Source organism: Aquipseudomonas alcaligenes NBRC 14159 (genome assembly GCF_000467105.1).
Taxonomy (GTDB): Bacteria; Pseudomonadota; Gammaproteobacteria; order Pseudomonadales; family Pseudomonadaceae; genus Aquipseudomonas; species Aquipseudomonas alcaligenes.
Genome location: NZ_BATI01000017.1, coordinates 93,895 through 112,586, shown reverse-complemented (window position 1 = coordinate 112,586; position 18,692 = coordinate 93,895). Strand labels below are relative to the sequence as shown.

At 68.9% G+C, this 18,692-nt stretch carries 14 protein-coding genes; 8 read left to right on the top strand and 6 right to left on the bottom strand.

Annotated elements, in window-relative coordinates:
- Positions 1 to 24: 24 nt before the first annotated feature.
- A complete protein-coding gene (gene ypfJ, locus PA6_RS11385; protein ID WP_021701069.1) occupies positions 25 to 891 on the top strand; it encodes a KPN_02809 family neutral zinc metallopeptidase in 867 nt (288 codons plus the stop codon).
- Between the two features lie 63 nt (positions 892 to 954).
- Here ypfJ and PA6_RS22485 read toward each other — a convergent pair whose 3' ends face one another.
- Positions 955 to 1,962, bottom strand: a complete 1,008-nt coding sequence (locus PA6_RS22485; RefSeq protein ID WP_021701068.1) for an AraC family transcriptional regulator — start codon at positions 1,960 to 1,962, stop codon at positions 955 to 957.
- A gap of 146 nt (positions 1,963 to 2,108) precedes the next feature.
- Between PA6_RS22485 and PA6_RS11375 the strand changes: the two genes are divergently transcribed.
- Positions 2,109 to 3,938 (top strand): long-chain-acyl-CoA synthetase, encoded by a 1,830-nt coding sequence (locus PA6_RS11375; protein WP_021701067.1) that lies wholly within the window; start codon positions 2,109 to 2,111, stop codon positions 3,936 to 3,938.
- Between the two features lie 147 nt (positions 3,939 to 4,085).
- On the opposite strand, the gene PA6_RS11370 is transcribed toward PA6_RS11375, so the two are convergent.
- A complete protein-coding gene (locus PA6_RS11370) occupies positions 4,086 to 4,703 on the bottom strand; it encodes an HAD family hydrolase (RefSeq protein WP_043216579.1) in 618 nt (205 codons plus the stop codon).
- A 47-nt stretch (positions 4,704 to 4,750) separates the two neighbouring features.
- Entirely contained in the window at positions 4,751 to 5,620 is an 870-nt protein-coding gene (gene tesB, locus PA6_RS11365; protein ID WP_021701065.1) for an acyl-CoA thioesterase II, read from the bottom strand.
- Between the two features lie 209 nt (positions 5,621 to 5,829).
- Between tesB and PA6_RS11360 the strand changes: the two genes are divergently transcribed.
- The gene (locus PA6_RS11360; protein ID WP_021701064.1) at positions 5,830 to 8,370 is read left to right on the top strand and encodes an EAL domain-containing protein; all 2,541 of its coding nucleotides are present in this window, start codon (positions 5,830 to 5,832) and stop codon (positions 8,368 to 8,370) included.
- Positions 8,371 to 8,373: 3 nt separating this feature from the next.
- Here the strand turns inward: PA6_RS11360 and PA6_RS11355 are convergent, their stop codons facing one another.
- Complete coding sequence (locus PA6_RS11355) at positions 8,374 to 8,916, bottom strand: GNAT family N-acetyltransferase (protein ID WP_021701063.1); 543 nt, start codon at positions 8,914 to 8,916, stop codon at positions 8,374 to 8,376.
- Between the two features lie 44 nt (positions 8,917 to 8,960).
- Between PA6_RS11355 and PA6_RS11350 the strand changes: the two genes are divergently transcribed.
- The 5 genes from PA6_RS11350 to PA6_RS11330 all read left to right on the top strand — a co-directional run bounded on the left by PA6_RS11350 (position 8,961) and on the right by PA6_RS11330 (position 14,818).
- A complete protein-coding gene (locus tag PA6_RS11350; protein WP_043216601.1) occupies positions 8,961 to 9,875 on the top strand; it encodes a histone deacetylase family protein in 915 nt (304 codons plus the stop codon).
- Positions 9,876 to 9,906: 31 nt separating this feature from the next.
- A complete protein-coding gene (locus PA6_RS11345; RefSeq protein ID WP_021701061.1) occupies positions 9,907 to 11,160 on the top strand; it encodes a BaiN/RdsA family NAD(P)/FAD-dependent oxidoreductase in 1,254 nt (417 codons plus the stop codon).
- Positions 11,161 to 11,249: 89 nt separating this feature from the next.
- The gene (locus PA6_RS11340; protein WP_021701060.1) at positions 11,250 to 11,720 is read left to right on the top strand and encodes a DUF2271 domain-containing protein; all 471 of its coding nucleotides are present in this window, start codon (positions 11,250 to 11,252) and stop codon (positions 11,718 to 11,720) included.
- Between the two features lie 16 nt (positions 11,721 to 11,736).
- Entirely contained in the window at positions 11,737 to 13,917 is a 2,181-nt protein-coding gene (locus PA6_RS11335) for a PepSY domain-containing protein (protein WP_021701059.1), read from the top strand.
- Positions 13,907 to 14,818: an FAD:protein FMN transferase gene (locus tag PA6_RS11330; protein WP_021701058.1), complete on the top strand. Its 912-nt coding sequence runs from the start codon at positions 13,907 to 13,909 to the stop codon at positions 14,816 to 14,818. The genes PA6_RS11335 and PA6_RS11330 overlap by 11 nt, the downstream gene beginning before the upstream one ends.
- Before the next feature lie 410 nt (positions 14,819 to 15,228).
- On the opposite strand, the gene PA6_RS11325 is transcribed toward PA6_RS11330, so the two are convergent.
- Positions 15,229 to 16,143, bottom strand: a complete 915-nt coding sequence (locus tag PA6_RS11325) for a transglutaminase family protein (protein WP_021701057.1) — start codon at positions 16,141 to 16,143, stop codon at positions 15,229 to 15,231.
- Positions 16,140 to 18,635 (bottom strand): circularly permuted type 2 ATP-grasp protein, encoded by a 2,496-nt coding sequence (locus PA6_RS11320; protein ID WP_021701056.1) that lies wholly within the window; start codon positions 18,633 to 18,635, stop codon positions 16,140 to 16,142. Before PA6_RS11320 ends, PA6_RS11325 begins: the two co-directional genes overlap by 4 nt.
- Positions 18,636 to 18,692: the final 57 nt, after the last annotated feature.

The window sequence follows — 18,692 nt, the reverse complement described above, 5'->3', positions numbered from 1 at the left end:
CGGACGGAGAAAAGGAGTGCGCACATGCGCTGGGAACGCGGCAGACGCAGCGACAACGTGGTGGATGCGCGCGGTGGCGGCAGACGCCTCGGCGGCGGCAAGGGCCTGAGCCTGGGCGGCATTGCCGTGGTGGTGGTGATCGGCCTGCTGATGGGCCAGGACCCGCTGACCATCCTCGGCAGCGTGGTCAACCAGGGCCTGCAGCAGGGCGCGCCGGTGCCGGAACAGCGCGCGCCGGCCGCCAACGATCCGCAGCGTGAATTCGTCCGCGCCGTGCTCGGCGATACCGAGGACACCTGGCGCGCGATCTTCCAGGCCTCCGGCAAGCAGTACCAGGACCCGAAACTCGTGCTCTTCAGCGGCGGCGTGCGCTCGGCCTGCGGTTTCGCCGATGCCGCCGTCGGGCCCTTCTACTGCCCCGGTGATCGCCAGGTCTATCTCGACCTGAGCTTCTTCCGCGAGATGGAGACCCGCTTCGCCGCCGCCGGCGACTTCGCCCAGGCCTATGTGATCGCCCATGAGGTCGGCCACCATGTGCAGACCCTGCTCGGCGTCTCGGCCAGGGTCAACGCGGCACGCCAGCGCGGCGAGCGGGTGGAAGGCGACAACGGCCTGCTGGTGCGCCAGGAGCTGCAGGCCGACTGCTTGGCCGGCGTCTGGGCACACCATGCGCAGCAGCGCCTGAACTGGCTGGAGCCGGGCGACCTGGAAGAGGCACTGAACGCCGCCAACGCCATCGGCGACGACCGCCTGCAGAAGCAGAGCCGCGGCACCGTGATGCCGGACTCCTTCACCCACGGCACCTCGGCGCAACGCGTGCGTTGGTTCCGTAACGGCTTCGACAACGGCGAGCCGGGGCGCTGCGATACCTTCAAGGCAACGAAACTGTAGGGCGGGTGAAGCCCGCGTCGATGTAGCGTCTCAGGCAATTCGCGGGCGCGGATTTCACCCGCCCTACCGGCTTTCCTGGTAGGCCTTGGGCGATACCCCGAACCAGCCCTTGAACGCCTTGTAGAAGGCACTCGGCTCGGCAAAGCCCAGCTCGCGGCTGAGCTGCTCGATGCGGCAGTCTGCCTGGCACAGGCGCCGCAGCGCGTGCTCGCGACGCACCTCGGCGAGCAGTTCGGAGAAGCTGCAGCCCTCCTCGCGCAGGTGGCGGTGCAGGGTCTGCCGGCTGGTATGCAGACGGCGCGCCACCGCCTCCACCGACAGCGCACCGTCGATCAGCCCCAGCTCGATCAGCTGCTGCACCTGCTGACGCAGGCTGCGGTGGCTGGGCAACTGCGCCTGCATGTCGCTGACCCGCTGCAGCAGAAGGCCCTTGATGTAGTCGTTGCCGCCGAGCAGCGGCAAACGCATGTCCGCCGCCGTCATCTCGATATAGTCCAGCGGCTCGCCGAAGCGCACCGGACAACCGAGGATCTGCCGGTAGCTGGCGGGGCCGGCCAGCGGCCTATGGCGAAAGCCCACCCGCAGCGGCATCAGCCGCGTGCCGCTCATCTGCCGCCCCCAGCACAGTGCGGAGCTGAGGCTGTATTCGCAGGCAGGCGGATGGCCGGCCAAAGGAGCGGTGAACAGGAAGTCGATGCGCACGCGATCGCCGCTCTGCTCCACCCGCAGGTTCTCGCATTCGCTCATCACCGGACTGTGCCGGCGGAACAGCTCCAGCGCCTCGCCGAGGGTGGCACTCATCGCCGCCAGGTTGGCCACCGGACCGCGGCTCTGCAGGCCACGCTGCTGGCCCAGTTGCAGACCGAGATCGGCCGGCGCGCCACGCTCGGCCGCCAGCTGCCACAAGCGCAGCAGCCAGGCCACCGGGATGCGCGCCTCCAGGTCCAGCGGCGCGTTCGGCGCCAGGCCCAGTTCGACCAGATCGGCCGGGCCGACCAGCTGCCGGCGGCGCAGGCTCTGGTACAGGTCGAGGAGCAGCGAGGCAGTGGCGCTGGGCGCGGTGTGCAGCATGACGGCAAATCCTTTCACCCACGAGATGACCGATTGTGCGGCGCCCTTGAGACGAATTGCCAGTCCGATGCGACCTTCGGCTATCAACAGCTCGCGTCGGCCTTGCGTAGATTGCGGCGAATAACAACAACATCGCAGGTCCCGCCATGAACCATGCCGCCGCTCTCTCCTTGCCACGCCTGTTGTCCCGCGTGCCCTATCTGCTCGCCGGCCTGCCCGGCATTCTCCGTGGCCTGCGCCTGGCCAGCCGTGCCCGCGGCAGCGCCGTCGGCGGCCTGGCCGACTGCGTGGAGCGCGCCGCCCGCGGCAACCCACAGGGCGTGGCGCTGATCCAGGGCGACGAGCGCCTCAGCTACGCCGAGCTGGACCAGTGGGCCAATCGTCTGGCCCATCGCCTGCGCGCCGGCGGCCTGGAACAGGGCGACTGCGCCGCGCTGCTGCTGGAGAATCGCCTGGAGTTGCTGGCCTGCGTCATCGCCTGCGCCAAACTCGGCGCCGTCTCCGCACTGCTCAACAGCAGCCAGCGCGGCCAGGTGCTGGCGCACAGCATCAACCTGGTGAAGCCACGCATCGCCCTGGTCGGCGAGGAGCTGCTGGGCGCCTTCGAGGAAGTCCAGGAACAGCTGCAGCTGCCGGCGGACGGCCGCTACTACTTCGCCGACCGCCCGAACTGGCGCGACCCTGGCCAGGCCCCGGCCGGCTGGCAGCACCCGGCCGCCGAGCTGACCGCACAGCCGGATACGCCGCCCATGCTGGCGCGCCCGGTAAAGGCCGAAGACCCCTGCTTCTACATCTACACCTCCGGCACCACCGGCCTGCCCAAGGCCGTGGTGTTCAACCACGGGCGCTTCCTCAAGGGCTACGGAATCTTCGGCTTCGGCGCCGTGCGCCTGGGCCGCGACGATCGCCTGTACTGCAGCCTGCCCTTCTACCACGCCACCGCCATGGTGGTGTGCTGGGGCTCGGTGCTGTCCGCCGGCGCGGCGCTGATCATGGTGCGCAAGTTCAGCGCCAGTCGCTTCCTCGACGAGGTGCGCCGCCACGGCGCCACCGCCTTCGGCTATGTCGGCGAGCTGTGCCGCTACCTGCTGGACCGTCCTGCACGCCCGGACGACGCCGACAACCCGCTGCGCATCATGGTCGGCAACGGCATGCGCCCGGCCATCTGGGGCAGCTTCAAGCAGCGCTTCGGTATTCAGCGGGTGGTCGAATTCTACGCCTCCAGCGAGGGCAATATTGGCTTCACCAACCTGCTCAACCTGGACAACACGGTGGGCTTTACCCCCTACCCCTACGCCATCGTCCGCTACGACCGCGACAGCGAGGCGCCGCTGCGCGATACCCAGGGGCGCCTGCAACGGGTTAGTCCTGGCGAGCCCGGTCTGCTGATCGGCGAGATCACCGCGAAGACGCCATTCCACGGCTACACCGACCCGGCCAAGACCGAAAGCTGCATCCTGCGCGACGTGTTCAAGCCGGGCGATGCCTGGTTCAACACCGGCGACCTGATGCTGCACCAGGGCTGGCGCCACGCCCAGTTCGTCGACCGCCTCGGCGACACCTTCCGCTGGAAAGGCGAGAACGTGTCCACCACCGAAGTGGAGACGGTGCTGGACAGCATCGAGGGGGTCGGCGAGGCGGTGGTCTACGGCGTCGAGATCGCCGGCACCAACGGCCGCGCCGGCATGGCCTGTATCCGTCTGGACCGCGATCCGGCCGACTTCGACTTCCAGGGCTTGCTGACTGAGCTGCGCCGCGAATTGCCGCACTATGCGGTGCCGCTGTTCCTGCGCCTGAGCGAGAGGATGGAGACCACCGGCACCTTCAAGCACAAGAAGGCGCCACTCAAGGACCAGGGATTCGACCCGATGCGCTGCGCCGACCCGCTGTATGCCTGGCTGCCCGGCGAGGAGCGCTACGTGCCGGTGGACGCCGAGCTGCATGCGGCGATTCAGGGAGGCGAGTACCGCTATTGAAGGGTGGAGGAGCCTGAGCGTCCCTCACCCTACGCGGGCCGCCCCATCCCTCTCCCAAAGGGAGAGAGTGACCAATCCCGAAGCTCCCTGCCAAATCTCCCTTCTCCCTCCGAGAGAGAGGTGGGGCTGCTCGGCACTAACAAGCCCCTATGAGGTGATCTGCGCCAGCAGCGCCGCACAGTCCACCGCATGCAGATCGGTCAGCTCCGGCCACGGATTGTCCGCCAGGTTGACCAGTACGCCCTGGGCGCCGGCGGCGCGGGCGCAGTCGAGGTCGAAGCGGTAGTCGCCGACCATCACCAGCGCACCGGGCTGCACCTGCCAGCGCGCCGCCAGATGCAGCAGGCCTCCGGGATGCGGCTTGGGCGGCGCCTCGTCGCGGCCGATCACATCGTGCGGCTCGAAACAGTGGCCCAGGCCGATGGCGTCCAGGGTCAGCAGCGCCAGTTCGTGGGCGTTGCGGGTGAGGATGCCGAGGCGGCAGCCGCACCCGTGCAGATGGCGCACCAGCTCGACGGCACCGGGAGCGGCCACCGAGCCAAGCGCCAGCTCGCGCTCGTGCTCCAGCAGCCAGGCGTGCTTGGCCGCGGCCTCGTCCGCCGGTAGCGCGGCGAGGTGATGGAGGATGTCGTCATCCTGAGGAATGCCCAGCGCGCGCTTGATCGCCGGAAAGTCGTGCACGGCCACCGTCAGGGTGCCGTCCATGTCGAACACCCAGTGGCGGCAGCTCTGCAGGGTGGGTGCAGCCCACTCCGTCGCTTCCATTTGCAGGGCGGGTGAAACCCGCGAGCGGGTTTCGCCCGCACCATCCGTCACTTCCAGTCCTCGCGCAGACGGGTAAGGCCCTCCTGCGCCGACGAGGCCACCAGGCGGCCGCTGCGGTCGAAGATGCTGGCGCGGGAGAATCCGCGGGCGTTGCCCGACCAGGGGCTGTCCATGGCGTACAGCAGCCAGTCGTCCATGCGCAGGTCGCCGTGGAACCACAGCGAGTGGTCGAGGCTGGCCACCTGCATGAACTTCTGGAACACCGACACGCCATGCGGCTGCATCGAGGTGGTGAGCAGGTTGAAGTCGCTGGCGTAGGCCAGCAGCAACTTGTGCAGCTGCGGCTCGGCGGGCAGCTCGCCGGCGGCGCGGAACCACACGTACTTGACCGGCTCGCAAGGCTGCGGGGCGAAGGGGTTGATGCGCGTGACCGGACGAATCTCGATCGGCTTGTCGCTGGTCATGCGCTCGCGCATGCGCTCGGGAATCAGGTGCGCCACCTGGCGCGCCAGCTCGGTTTCCGAGGGCAGGCCTTCGGGGCCGGGCACCTCGGGCATCGCCAGCTGGTGGTGGAAGCCCTCCTCGTCGGCCTGGAACGAGGCGGCGCAGGTGAAGATCGGCTGGCCCTTCTGGATCGCGGTGACGCGCCGGGTGCTGAAGCTGCCGCCGTCGCGCACGCGGTCGACGCTGTACACCACCGGCAGGCCGGCATCGCCGGGGCGCAGGAAGTAGCCGTGCAGCGAGTGCACATGGCGCGCCGGCTCGACCGTCTGGTTGGCGGCAGAGACGCACTGGCCGAGCACCTGGCCGCCAAACAGCTGGCGGAAGCCCAGGTCCTGGCTGCGCCCACGGAACAGGTTCTCCTCGATCTGCTCCATGCTCAGCAGGGACACCAGATCATCCAGCACTTGGCTCATTCGACTACTCCTCGCAAACACGCCACCGAAAGGATGCCCATGTTACTGGATTGAGTCGCGAGGCGACGATTACCGAGCAGTCGGCCCGACTCGTTGACATGGAGCAAGAAAGCCTCTCGAAGGCTGATGCACCGGTTGCTGGCAACTGGCCACTTGGCTAACGTCATCGGATTACCCCGCTCGGCTTCCCAGCCGTACAGGCGATCCGCATGCCAAATCGCAACCTCTCGAAGATTTTCATCCAGACCCTGGAACAGGCTGTCGACAGTGTGGTGGTCATCGACAGCCGTAACCAGGTAATCCTGTTCAACCGTTCGGCTGAACATCTGTGGGGGTTGCCGCGCGAAAAGGTCATCGGCCACAACGTCAGCATCCTGGTACCGCCGGACATCCGCGCGGACCACGATGGCTACATCGAGGCCAATCGCCGTACCGGCATCAACAAGATCGTCGGCAGCAGCCGTACCCTGCATGTCCAGCGCCCCGACGGTAGCCGCCGCTGGGCCTCGATGTCGATTTCCAAGATCGAGGCCGACGACGAGGTGCTGTACACCGCCTTCATCAAGGACATTACCGAGCAGCACCAACAGGACGAGAAGCTGCGCCTGGTCTCGCTGGTGGTCGACCGCACCGACAGCGCGATCATGATCATCGACGGCGAATGGCGCACGCTGTACGTCAACGACGGCTTCAACCGCCTGCTCGGCTATTCCCGGGAACACCTGGACTCGCACACCCCGCTGAGGCTGCTGGCGCCCTACATGTCAGACGAGCACATCGCCGCCATCCGGGCCCAGCTGGCTGCCGGCCAGCCCTATAACAGCGACGAGCTGGCCTACTGCGCCGACGGCCAGCGCATCTGGTGCCATGTCGCGATCAACCCGGTACTGGATGCCGACGGCGTGATGAGCAATGCCGTGGTGGTGCTCACCGACATCACCCAGTCGAAGATGCACGAGGTCTTGCAGCATCGCATCCTCGAGGCCATGGCGCGCGAGGAACCGCTGGAAGCCCTGATGGAAAAGGCCTGCCGCGAAGTCGAGCGCATCTGCCCGGAAATCACCGCCTCCATCCTGCGGGTCAGCGAAGGCGGCCTGCTGCATTCGCTGGCGGGGCCGAAACTGCCCGCCAGCTACTGCGCGGCGCTCGAAGGTGTCGCCATCGGCCCGAGCGTCGGTTCCTGCGGCACTGCCGCGTTTCGCGGCGAACCGGTGCTGGTCGAGGACATCGCCAGCGACCCGCTGTGGGACAACTTCCGCCACCTGGCCCTGCCCATCGACCTGCGTGCCTGCTGGTCGACGCCGATCAAGGACAACCACAACCGGGTGCTCGGCACCTTCGCCTTCTACTATCGCGAACCGCGCGGCCCCAGCGCCTTCCACAAGCGCCTGCTGGACGTGCTGGCGCATCTCTGCTCGCTGGCCCTGCAGCGCGAGGAGAGCCGTACGCAGATCCGCCAGCTGGCGTTCTACGACAGCCTCACCCAGCTGCCTAACCGCAGCCTGCTGCATGCCAGGGCCGACCAGGCGCTGGCCGAGGCCGCACGCAACAGGACGCCATTGAGCGTGCTGTTCGTCGATCTGGATCGCTTCAAGCAGGTCAACGACTCGCTCGGTCATCCGGCCGGGGACGAGCTGCTGCGCCTGATCGCCGGTCGCCTGTGCGAGAACCGCCGCAGCAGCGATATCGTCGGCCGCCTGTCTGGCGACGAATTCGTCGTGGTCCTGCCGCAGTGCGGCAGCCAGCAGATCGCCGAAATGCTCGAACAGCTGCGCCACACCCTGAGCCAGTCTTGCGAGATTGCCGGCAGCACCATTCGCCCCTCGGCCAGCATCGGCATTGCCATGTACCCGGCGGACGGACACGACATGGGCACCCTGGTCCACCGCGCCGACATGGCCATGTACCAGGCCAAGAGCTCCGGGCGTGGCCGTTACAGCTTCTTCAGCCACGAGCTGAACCAGCTGGCCCAGGAGCGCCTGGCCCTGGAAAGCGCCCTGCGCGACGCCCTGGAACAGAACCAGCTGAGCCTGCATTACCAACCGCAGGTACGCATGAGCGACGGCATGCTTTACGGCGTCGAGGCCCTGGCGCGCTGGCACCATCCGCAATTCGGCGACATCTCGCCGGCGCGCTTCATTCCGCTGGCAGAGGAATGCGGCCTGATCAACCAGCTCGGCCTGTGGGCCGTACGCGAGGCGTGCAGCCAGCTGGCGCAGTGGCGTCGGCAAGGCCTGGCCATCCCGTCCGTCTCGGTGAACCTGTCGCCCACCAACTTCCACAACCTCGACCTGCCCGGGATGATCGCCCAGACCCTGGAGCAGAACCGCCTGCAGCCCTCCGACCTGACCCTGGAGATCACCGAAAGCGTACTGCTGGATACCAACCCCAGCACGCTGAAGACCCTCGACGAGGTGCACAACCAGGGTATCCGCCTGTCCATGGACGACTTCGGCACCGGCTATTCCAGCCTCAGCTACCTGCGCCGCCTGCCGATCCAGGAACTCAAGCTGGACCGCAGTTTCGTCCTCGACCTGGAGCAGGACACCACCAATCAGGCCCTCAGCGAGGCGGTGATCCGCCTGGGCGAGAGCCTGCACTTGACCGTGGTGGCCGAAGGCGTGGAAAACCACGGCCAGCAGCGCATCCTCAAGCAGCAGCGTTACCACGTGGGCCAGGGCTATCTGTTTTCCCGCCCGCTGTCGGCTGCCGACCTCGAGAGTTGGCTGCGCAGTGTCAGCGAGGACTGACTCTCAGCTGTCGCGCTCGATGCGATAGAGCCAGTGCGGGCGCAGCGGGTGGCCGACCGGCAGGTTGGGATGCTCGAAGTCGCCTGCCGCGTCGCGGCGCATGCCCAGGCGCTGCATCAGGCCCCAGGAACGCTGGTTGGCCGGTACAGTGAAGGACACTACTTCATCCAGCTGCAGATCCTCGAAGGCGAACTGCAGCGCACGCCGCGCCGCCTCCAGCGCATAGCCCTGGCCCCAGTAGGGCCGGGCCAGGCGCCAGCCGATTTCCACCGCCGGCACGAAGGGCGCCGCGAAACCGACCCGCGCCAGGCCGGTAAAACCGACAAAGGCCGCGTCCTCGCGCCGCTGCAGCGCCCAGAAGGTGAAGCCATGCTCGGCCTGGTGCGCCATCAGCTTGCCGAGCAGCGCGGCGCTGCCAGCGCGGTCCAGGGGCGCGGGGAAATGCGCCATTACCTCGGGGTCAGCGCACAGCTGCGCCAGGGCGTCGAGATCGTCCTCGCGCCAGGGCCGCAGGATCAGGCGTTCGCTGCTCAGGGTTGTGCTCATATACTGGGCTCGCCTCGATTTTCAAATGGCTGCGAGAGTTGCTCATTATGCTGCCGCTGGTCTACCACGACGACTACAGTCCGCCCTTCCCGGCCAACCATCGCTTCCCCATGGAGAAGTTCCGCCTGCTACGCGACCACCTGGTGGACAGCGGCCTGGTGCGCGACGGCGAACTGCATCGTCCCGAAATCTGCCCTGCGGACGTGCTCGCTCTGGCCCATTGCCCGGCCTATATCGAGCGCTTCGCCAGCGGCGAGCTGACCTACCAGGAACAGCGCCGTCTCGGCCTGCCCTGGAGCGAACCGCTGGCCCGGCGCACCGTGCGCGCGGTGGGCGGCTCGCTGCTGGCCGCCGAACTGGCGCTCAAGCATGGAGCGGCCTGCCACCTGGCCGGCGGCACCCACCACGCACACTTCGACGAGGCCTCCGGCTTCTGCATCTTCAACGACCTGGCCGTGGTTGCCCGCTACATGCTGGAGAGCGGGCGCGCCGGCCGGGTGCTGATCTACGACTGCGACGTGCACCAGGGCGATGGCACCGCGCGCCTGCTGGAGAACGTGCCGGACGCCATCACCGTATCCCTGCACTGCGAGAAGAACTTCCCGGCGCGCAAGGCCAAAAGCGACTGGGACATCGGCCTGCCGATCGGCATGGGCGACACCGACTACCTCAAGGTGGTGCACGACAGCCTGGGCTACCTGCTGGCCCTGTACCAGCCCGATATCGTGCTCTACGACGGCGGAGTCGACGTGCACAAGGACGACGCCCTCGGCTATCTGCAACTGACCGACGCCGGCATCGCCGCCCGCGACGAGGCGGTGTTCCGTCATTGCCTGGAACGCGACATCCCGGTGGTCGGCCTGATCGGCGGCGGCTACGACAAGGACCGCGCCGTCCTCGCCCGCCGCCACGGCATCCTTCATCACAGTGCGGCGCGGGTGTTGGCGCAGCTGCGCTAGAATGCGCACCCGCCCTCGCCGCCGAACCGCCATGTCCGCTCGTCCCGCCTCTACGTCTCCCCTGGTCGCCATCATCGGCGGCGGCCCTGCCGGGCTGATGGCCGCCGAAGTGCTGGCCAACGCCGGCGTGCGGGTCGAGCTGTTCGACGCCATGCCTTCGGTCGGGCGCAAGTTTCTACTGGCCGGGGTCGGCGGCATGAACATCACCCACTCCGAGGCCAAGGCACCGTTCCTCGCCCGCTACCGCGAGCGCGAGGGCGAAATCGCCGCGCTGCTGGCGGACTTCGATGCCGAAGCCCTGCGCGCCTGGATTCATGATCTCGGCATCGACACCTTCGTCGGCACCTCCGGTCGGGTGTTCCCCGCCGATATGAAGGCCGCACCGCTGCTGCGCGCCTGGCTCAAGCGCCTGCGCGAGTCCGGCGTGGCCATCCACACCCGCAGCCGCTGGCTGGGCTGGGACAAGAGCGGCGCGCTACGGATTGCCACGCCCGAGGGTGAGCGCCTGGTTACAGCCGATGCCTGCGTGCTGGCCCTGGGCGGCGGCAGCTGGGCACGACTCGGCTCGGACGGCGCCTGGGTGCCGCTGCTGGAGCAGCTCGGAGTCGAGGTGTCGCCGCTGCGCCCGGCCAACAGCGGCTTCGAGGTGGCCGGCTGGAGCGAGCACCTGCGCGGCAAGTTCGCCGGCGCGCCGCTGAAGAACGTGACCCTGGGGCTGGACGGAGAAGCACCACGGCGCGGCGAATTCGTCCTCACCGAGCACGGCATCGAGGGCAGCCTGGTCTATGCGCTGTCCGCCGCCATCCGCCAGCGCATCGAGCAGCACGGCAGCGCGCAGGTGTATCTGGATCTGCAGCCGGAGCGCACGATCGAGAAAGTCGAGGCGCTGCTGAGCAAGCCGCGCGGCTCGGCCTCCATGGCCAAGCACCTGCACCGCCAGCTCGGCCTGGACGGCGCCAAGGCGGCATTGCTGCGCGAGCTGACCACGCCTGCGGATTTCGCCGATATGAACCGCCTGGCTCGCGCGATCAAGGCGCTGCCGATCGAGCTGCTGCGCACCCGCCCGCTGGACGAAGCCATCTCCAGCGCCGGCGGCGTGACCTTCGAGGCGCTGGAGCAGAACCTGATGCTGCGCGCCCTGCCCGGCACCTTCTGCGCCGGCGAGATGCTCGACTGGGAAGCCCCGACCGGCGGCTACCTGCTCACCGCCTGTTTCGCCAGTGGCCGCGCGGCCGGGCTGGGTGCACTGGCGTGGCTGCGCAGCGCAGGATCAGAACAGTCTTAAGATCTCCTTAAGGCCCGTCCTAGAGGGGTTCAGCTTCGCTTAAGTGAAGCCCGATAAGGTTGTCTCCAGCACTTCTGGAGGACCTTGAAATGAACAAGACCGCACTCTCTTTCGCCCTGGCGGGCATCTCGGCATTGCCGGCCATCAGCCAGGCCCGCGAAATCCACCTGACCACCACCCTGCAGGAATACCGCGGCAACGAAGCCTACCTGGCGATCTATGTCACCGATGCCCAGGGCGCCTACCAGCGCACGCTGTGGGTGGCCGGCAAAAAGGCCAAGTACTACCGGCATCTGCGTGACTGGGCCCAGGGCGGTGGCAACCGGCCGGCGGAGTTCGACGGGCTGACCGGCGCCAGCGTCGGCAGCGGCGAAACCCTGGAGGTTGCCGTCGAGCTGGAAGACGCCCTGATCGATGCCGGCTACCAGATCCGCATCGACACTGCCGTGGAAGACAAGCGCGACAACCGCGGCGAAATCCAGGTACCGCTGTCCAGCCAGGCGACCAGCGTCAAGGGTGGCGGGCAGGGCTACATCGACAGCTTCGGCTATACGTTCTGAGCCCCGGAGCCCGCCCATGTCGCAGCGCATCCATCTGTATCTCAGCCTGGCCCTCGGCCTCCTCCTCATGCTCTCGGCGGCCAGCGGCCTGGTGCTGTCCGCCAGCGTACTGAGCGGGCACCTGCAGGCCCCCGCGAGCGATACGCAGTCGGTCGGTCAGGTCGCCGAGCGCCTGGCGCAACAGTTGCCGAACATCGAGCGCCTGGAGCGGGCGCCCGACGGTGAACTGCGGGCCACCCTCGCTACGGCCGAGGGCACCGATCAGGTACGGATCGATCCGCTCACGGCAGCGGTCATCGGCCCGTACCAGCCTTCGGCAACCCTGGGCTGGATCCGTGACCTGCATCGCGAGCTGCTGCTGGGCTCCGCCGGGCGCTGGCTCAGCGGCCTTGCCGCGCTGGCCCTGCTGGCGCTGGCCGTGAGCGGCGGCTGGCTGCTGGCCCGGCGCCTGGGCGGCTGGCATCGGTTGCTGCTGCCGATCAAGCCGGGCCACGGCCTGGCGCACTGGCACAGCGTGGTGGCGCGCTGGGCGCTGCCGGTGCTGCTGGTCAGCGCCGGCAGCGGCCTCTATCTCGCCGGCAGTAGCCAGGGCTGGATCAACGACGGCCAGGACGTGGAGCTGGCCTACCCCGAGAGCGTCGACGCCGCGCCGGCGGCAGCGCCGGGCACCCTGTCGGCCTTGCGCAACCTGGCGCTGCAGGACCTGCGCGAGCTGGAGTTCCCCAGCGCCAACCAGGCCAGCTACTTCACCGTCCGCACGGCGACCGGCGAGGGCTTCGTCAACGCCGGCAGCGGCAACTGGATCAGCTACCAGCCCCATGGGCCGGCGCGCCAGCTGTACGAGACGATGTACGAGCTGCATACCGCTGCCGGCTCGCCGATGTGGTCGCTGATCCTCGGCGCCGCCAGCCTGGCGTGCCTGTTCCTTGGCATCACCGGCACCTTCGCCTGGTGGCGGCGCCAGCGTCAGTCGCGCACCGTTGCCGACAGCAGCCCGGCGCAACAGGCCGAGGCCATCATCCTGGTCGGCAGCCAGAGCGGCAGCACCTGGGACTACGCCCGCCAGCTGCATGAGCAACTGGCGGCCAGCGGCATGTCGGTGCACAGCGCCAGCATGAACCAGCTGCAGCCCAGCTACCCGCAGGCCAGATACCTGCTGATCCTCACTGCCACCCATGGCGACGGCCAGGCGCCGCAGTCGGCCTCGGCATTCCTCCAGCGCCTGGCCCAGAGCCGGATGGCGCCGGAGTTACAGGCGGCGGTCCTGGGCCTTGGCGACAGCAGCTTCCAGCACTTCTGCGGCTATGCCGAGCAGGTCGAGGAACAGCTGTGCGCGCTGGGCATCAAGCCGCTCCTGGCGCTGCACAAGGTCGATCGCGGCAATCCTGGTGGCCTCGACCTGTGGGCTCAGCGCCTGGGCCGCGCGCTGGACATCGACCTCAAGCTGACAGCGGTGCAGTCCATGCCGGCCCTGCAGCCGCTGCGCCTGCTGAGCCGCGAAGTCTTCGGCGAAGCCGACGAGGCGACGGCCGCCATCCTGCGCTTTGCGCTCGATGCCGGGCAGCCGCTGGCACGCTTTGCCCCCGGCGATCTGCTGGCGGTCAGCCCGGGCCCCGGACTGGCGCCACGCTACTACTCGATCGCCAGCGCCGATGACGACGGCGCGGTGGAAATCTGCGTACGCCGGCAGCCACAGGGGCTCTGCTCCCAGCTGCTGCATGAACTGCCGGTCGGCGCGTGCGTTCAGGGCTTCCTCCAGCCGCACCCGGATTTCCGCCCCGATGCCGGCCAGCATCCGCTGATCCTGGTGGGTGCCGGCACCGGCCTGGCACCGCTGATCGGCTTCGCTCGCAAGAACCTCGCGCAACGTCCGTTGCACCTCTACTGGGGTGGTCGCCATGCACAGGCGGGCTTCCCCTACCAGGCCGAACTGCAGGAGTGCCTGGCCGATGGCCGCTTGACCCGGCTGGGCCTGGCCTTCTCCCAGGGCTCCGCGGCGATGTACGTGCAGGATCGCCTGGGTCAGGACGCGACTGAACTGCAGCGGCTGCTGGCCCAGGGCGCGCAGATACTGGTGTGCGGCTCCAGAGAGATGGCGGCCGGCGTGCGCGCCGTGGTGGAAACGCTGCTGGCCGGCCAGGGCGGCAGCGTCGAACAATTGAGGCAACAGGGCAGGTACCGCGAAGATGTCTACTGAGCAGCGCTACAGCCTCAGCGGCGCGACCATGGGCACGCGCTACAGCGCCGTGTTCTATGCCGCAGAGAGCATCGACCAGGGCGCCCAGCAGGCCGAGCTGCAACAGGCGGTCGACCGCGTCGACCGGCAGATGTCGACCTGGCAGGCCGACTCCGACCTGATGCGCCTCAACGCCGCGCCGCCGGGCCAGTGGGTCGAGCTGCCAGAGGAACTGCTGTGGGTGCTGGCCACCGCCCTGCAGATTGGCGAACAGGCCGGCGGCGCCTTCGATATCGGCGTCGGCGCTCTGGTCAGCGCCTACGGCTTCGGTCCGCAGGCCGCCACCGAGCAGCTACCGCCGCGGCCACCGCGCGCGCGGGATGCGCTGGAGCTGGATGTGCCTCGGCGCGCGGCGCGCACCCACAGCCGCATCAGCCTGGACCTCAACGGTATCGCCAAGGGCTTCGCCGTCGACCAACTGGCGCGCTGCCTGCGAGAACACGGCGTGAACAACTTCCTGGTGGGCATCGACGGCGAGATGCGTGCCGCCGGGCACAAGCCCGACGGCAGCGCCTGGGCGGTAGCCCTGGAGAAGCCGCTGCGCGGCCGCCGCGAAGTGCTCGGAGCCCTGGAGCTGACGGATGCGTCGATTGCAACCTCAGGCGACTACCGGCACTGGCGCGAACGCGACGGCACCAGCGTCTCGCACACCATGGACCCGCACAGCGGCGCACCGCTGCTGTCGCCGCTCACCTCGGTCTCGGTCATCTGCACCAGCTGCATGCATGCCGACGCCTGGGCCACCGCCCTGCTGGTGCTGGGCGTCGAAGCCGGTTCGCGGGTGGCGCGGCAACAGGGACTGAGCGCGATCTTCGTGGTGCGTGAAGGCGATGCGCTGCGCGAGGTGCTGGTCGGCTTCTGAGCCGCAGCGCTCGGGCGTGATGCTCGACTGAGGCGCCCAGCGGCGGCGACCTGCTTTGCCGGTGGCCGGGCTGGGTGCGTTGCAGTAGCTCAACAGGTAGCCCGGATGCAATCCGGGAAGCAGGCAACTCCGGTCCCGGATTGCATCCGGGCTACGGACTGAAGAGCCAGGGCGCATTGCCGACATGAACTACCAGCCGCCATTACCCTCTCCCCCGGCCCCTCTCCCGCAAGCAGGAGAGGGGAGCACGACAGGAGCCGCCCTCCAGTGACGCCAATACGGACTCTGCCGCCGGTAGCGGTCCTGAGTGCCGAAGAAAATCCGAGCCCCGACTGACATTCCCTCTCCCATTTATGGGAGAGGGCTAGGGAGAGGGCCGAGGCCACCCCGCCCTCTCCCGCGAAGTGCTGTCAGCCCACCGCCGGCAAAGGCGCCTCCAACGGCGTCACCGTCACCCGTACGTCCGGATCGTGGCTGCCGCCGCCGAGGATCACCCCGCGCAGCGGCGATACATCGGCGAAGTCGCGGCCCCAGCCGAGGGTGATGTGCTCCAGGTTGGGCAGCAGGTTGTTGGTCGGGTCGAAGTCGACCCAGCCGTGGCGCGGGCAGTACAGCGATATCCAGGCGTGCGAGGCGTCGGCGCCGATCAGGCGGGGCTGGCCGGGCGGTGGCTGGGTCAGCAGATAGCCGCTGACATAGCGCGCGGCCAGGCCCTGCGAGCGCAGGCAGGCGAGCATCAGGTGAGCGAAGTCCTGGCACACGCCACGGCGCTGTTCCAGCACCTGCACCAGCGGCGTCGCCACCTGGGTGGCGGCGGCATCGAAGGTGAATTCGCGGAAGATCTTCTGCATCAGCAGCTGCGCCGCACGCAACAGCGGCCGGCCGGGGGCGAAGCAGTCGGCGGCGTAGTCGGCGAACAGGCGCTTGAGGTGCACGTAGGGCGACTGGAAGCGGTAACGCGCAGCCTCCAGCAGCTCCGGCGCCAGCGGCTGGCCGGAGTAGCCGAGCGCCGCTACCACGCTTTCCCAGGCCGGAGAGTCGTCCAGCACCAGGCTGTCGCGGGCCAGCACCTCGACGCGCAGGCTGGCGATCACCCGCAACTGCTCGTGCGGGCGCTCGAAGACCAGGCGGGTCAGCGGATTGCCGAACGTATCGAGGCCGTCCTGGTGCGCGGTCGGCGGCGGGGTGACGGTCAGGTGCCGCTCCTGGCACAGCTGCCGGGCGCAGTCGCGCGGCCACAGGTGGGCCAGCTGCTGGGCCAGGGACACCGGCGCCGAGTAGCGGTAGTGGGTATCGTGCAGGACCTGGTACAGGGCGCGTTTCATGAGGAAAGTGTCCCGCGGCTGGCATCGACATGCACGAAAAAGCGCAGCGCCAGCTGATCGGAGACCCGCCCGGAGACCTCGGCGATCTGCAGCAGCAGGTCGGCCAGGCCGCCGAGCACCGCGCGCTGGCCGGAGCTGCCGAACAGCGGGCTCTCCAGGCTGCCCAGGCGGAAGGCGGCGAGCTTGCTCGCCAGCTCGCCCAGGGTGGGGCCGGCGCGGAAGTCGAAGCCCTCCTCCAGGCGCTCCAGCGAACGCAGCAACTGGCGCAGCTGGAACAGCACCGCATGCGGGTTCTGCTCGTCGAGCAGCAGCAGGTCGAGCACCGGGATCAGCTGCGGCGCGGCCAGGTAGCGGGTGCGGTAGGTGATGATGCTGTTGCCCAGCTCCAGCAGCCACTCCAGCGCCGACTGGTCCTGTGCCGCGTGGCTGCGCAGCAGCCCGGCGACGCTCTCGCAGAGGAACTGCAGGCGCTCGATGCAGCGGCCGAGCATGAGGAAGCGCCAGCCGTCGTCGCGGGTCATGTCATCCAGGGCGAAGCCTGACAGCGCCGCCAGCGACATCAGCAGGCGGTCGAGAAAATCCAGCAGCTCGCCGAAGTCGGCGGGCTGCCCTTCCAGGGCCTGGGCCTCGCGCTGCAGCTCCACCAGTGCCTGCCAGTTGGCCTGGGACAGCTTGCCGCGCACGCTGCCGGCCGCCCACTGCAGGCGCTGCAGGTTGGCGCGCAGGCTGGTCGGCCAGTCGGCGCCGAACAACGCCTGCTGCAGGCGGGCCTGCAGCGAGCCGCTGGCCGCGCCGGGCAGCAGGCCGAGGCCTTCGGCCAGGGCCAGCGCAGCCTGCAGGGCCTGCGGATCATCGTCATCGTCGACATAACGCTGCAGCAGGATGCGCAGCAGGCGCGCACTGTCCTCGCAGCGCTCGCCGTAACGGCCGAACCAGAACAGGTTCTCCACCACCCGCGACGGCAGGTAGGGGTCGCTGCGCACCAGGTCGGCGACCCCGAGCGGGCGCAGCCATTGCCAGGGCTCGCCGCCGGGGTGACGCTCGCCGAGCACCCAGGTGTCCTTGCTGGCGCCGCCGCGCTGCATCGACACCACCTCGGCATCGGCATCGGCCGCCACCCGGGTCAGGCCACCGGGCAGCGCCCGGTAACCTTCGGCACTGGCCACGGCGAACACGCGCATGCCGATGGCGCGCGACGCCAGGCCGCCCTCCTCGGCCAGCCACACCGGCGCCTGCGACAGCTGGGCGCGAGCCTGTGCCACATAGGCATAGGGACGGCTGCGGATGCGCTCGGCCAGCGCGCTGCGCTGCGCCTCGTCGAGGTCGCGGGCGAATACCGGGGCGAAGCTCTGCGAAGGGAAGCTGGGGCGCACCAGTAGCTCGTCGAGCTTGTCCAGCGCCTCGTCCAGCACCGGCGCCTCGCCGCACCACCAACTGGCGATGGAGGGCAGCAGCAGCTCCTCGCCGAGCAGCTTCTCGGCAATCGCCGGCAGGAATCCGGGCAGGCCCGGCGATTCCAGCACACCGCTGCCGAGGGCGTTGGCCACCAGCACATTGCCCTGGCGCACCGCCTCCAGCAGGCCGGGCACGCCGAGGGCGGAGTCGGTGCGCAGTTCCAGCGGGTCGCAGTAGTCGTCGTCCAGGCGACGCAGCACGGCATGCACGCGGCGCAGGCCGGCCAGGGTCTTGAGGTAGAGCTTGGCGTCGCGCACGGTCAGGTCGCTGCCCTCGACCAGCGGATAGCCGAGCTGGCGCGCCAGGTACAGGTGCTCGAAATAGCTCTCGTTGAAGCGCCCCGGGGTGAGCAGCACCACCAGCGGTGTCTCGCCGCCGTCGACCGGCGCCTGGCGGGCCAGAGTGTCCTGCAGGGTGCGGAAGAAGCCGGCCAGGTACTGCACGCGCAGGTCGCGGTAAAGCTCGGGGAAGGCGCGCGAGAGGATCTGCCGGTTCTCCAGCGCGTAGCCGGCACCGGACGGCGCCTGGGTACGGTCGGCGGTGACCCACCAGCGGCCGTCCGGCGCACGGGCCAGGTCCACCGCATACAGGTGCAGGAAGGTGCCGCCCGGCGGCTGCACGCCCTGGCAGGGCCAGAGGAAGTTGTCGTGGCCGAACACCAGCTCGCTCGGCAGCAGGCCTTCGGCGAGCAGCTGCTGCGGGCCGTACAGGTCGGCCAGCACGGAATTCAGCAGGCCGGCACGCTGGGCCACGCCGGCGGCGATCTGCTGCCACTCGTCGGCGGGGATCAGGTTGGGCAGCAGGTCCAGTTCCCAGGGACGGTCGGCGCCCTCCGGGTCGGCGTAGACGTTGTAGGTCACGCCGTTTTCCTGAATCTGCCGCGCCAGCGTGGCCTGGCGCTGCTGCAGCTGCGCCGGGGTACTGCGCTGCAGCTGGTCGAGCAGGCGCCGCCAGTGCGGGCGCACCTGGCCCTGGGCATCGAGCAGTTCGTGGTAGGCCGCGTGGGGGCGCGGGTAATCGGCAAGCAGGTCAGGCATGGCAGGCTCTATCAGGCACAGCGCGCCCCTCGCCTATTCAGGGGAGAGGGATCGAGG

Coding starts and splice junctions, on each gene's coding strand:
- ypfJ (WP_021701069.1), top strand. CDS start 25: ATGCGCTGGGAACGCGGCAGACGCAGCGACAACGTGGTGGATGCGCGC.
- PA6_RS22485 (WP_021701068.1), bottom strand. CDS start 1,962: ATGCTGCACACCGCGCCCAGCGCCACTGCCTCGCTGCTCCTCGACCTG.
- PA6_RS11375 (WP_021701067.1), top strand. CDS start 2,109: ATGAACCATGCCGCCGCTCTCTCCTTGCCACGCCTGTTGTCCCGCGTG.
- PA6_RS11370 (WP_043216579.1), bottom strand. CDS start 4,703: ATGGAAGCGACGGAGTGGGCTGCACCCACCCTGCAGAGCTGCCGCCAC.
- tesB (WP_021701065.1), bottom strand. CDS start 5,620: ATGAGCCAAGTGCTGGATGATCTGGTGTCCCTGCTGAGCATGGAGCAG.
- PA6_RS11360 (WP_021701064.1), top strand. CDS start 5,830: ATGCCAAATCGCAACCTCTCGAAGATTTTCATCCAGACCCTGGAACAG.
- PA6_RS11355 (WP_021701063.1), bottom strand. CDS start 8,916: ATGAGCACAACCCTGAGCAGCGAACGCCTGATCCTGCGGCCCTGGCGC.
- PA6_RS11345 (WP_021701061.1), top strand. CDS start 9,907: ATGTCCGCTCGTCCCGCCTCTACGTCTCCCCTGGTCGCCATCATCGGC.
- PA6_RS11340 (WP_021701060.1), top strand. CDS start 11,250: ATGAACAAGACCGCACTCTCTTTCGCCCTGGCGGGCATCTCGGCATTG.
- PA6_RS11335 (WP_021701059.1), top strand. CDS start 11,737: ATGTCGCAGCGCATCCATCTGTATCTCAGCCTGGCCCTCGGCCTCCTC.
- PA6_RS11330 (WP_021701058.1), top strand. CDS start 13,907: ATGTCTACTGAGCAGCGCTACAGCCTCAGCGGCGCGACCATGGGCACG.
- PA6_RS11325 (WP_021701057.1), bottom strand. CDS start 16,143: ATGAAACGCGCCCTGTACCAGGTCCTGCACGATACCCACTACCGCTAC.
- PA6_RS11320 (WP_021701056.1), bottom strand. CDS start 18,635: ATGCCTGACCTGCTTGCCGATTACCCGCGCCCCCACGCGGCCTACCAC.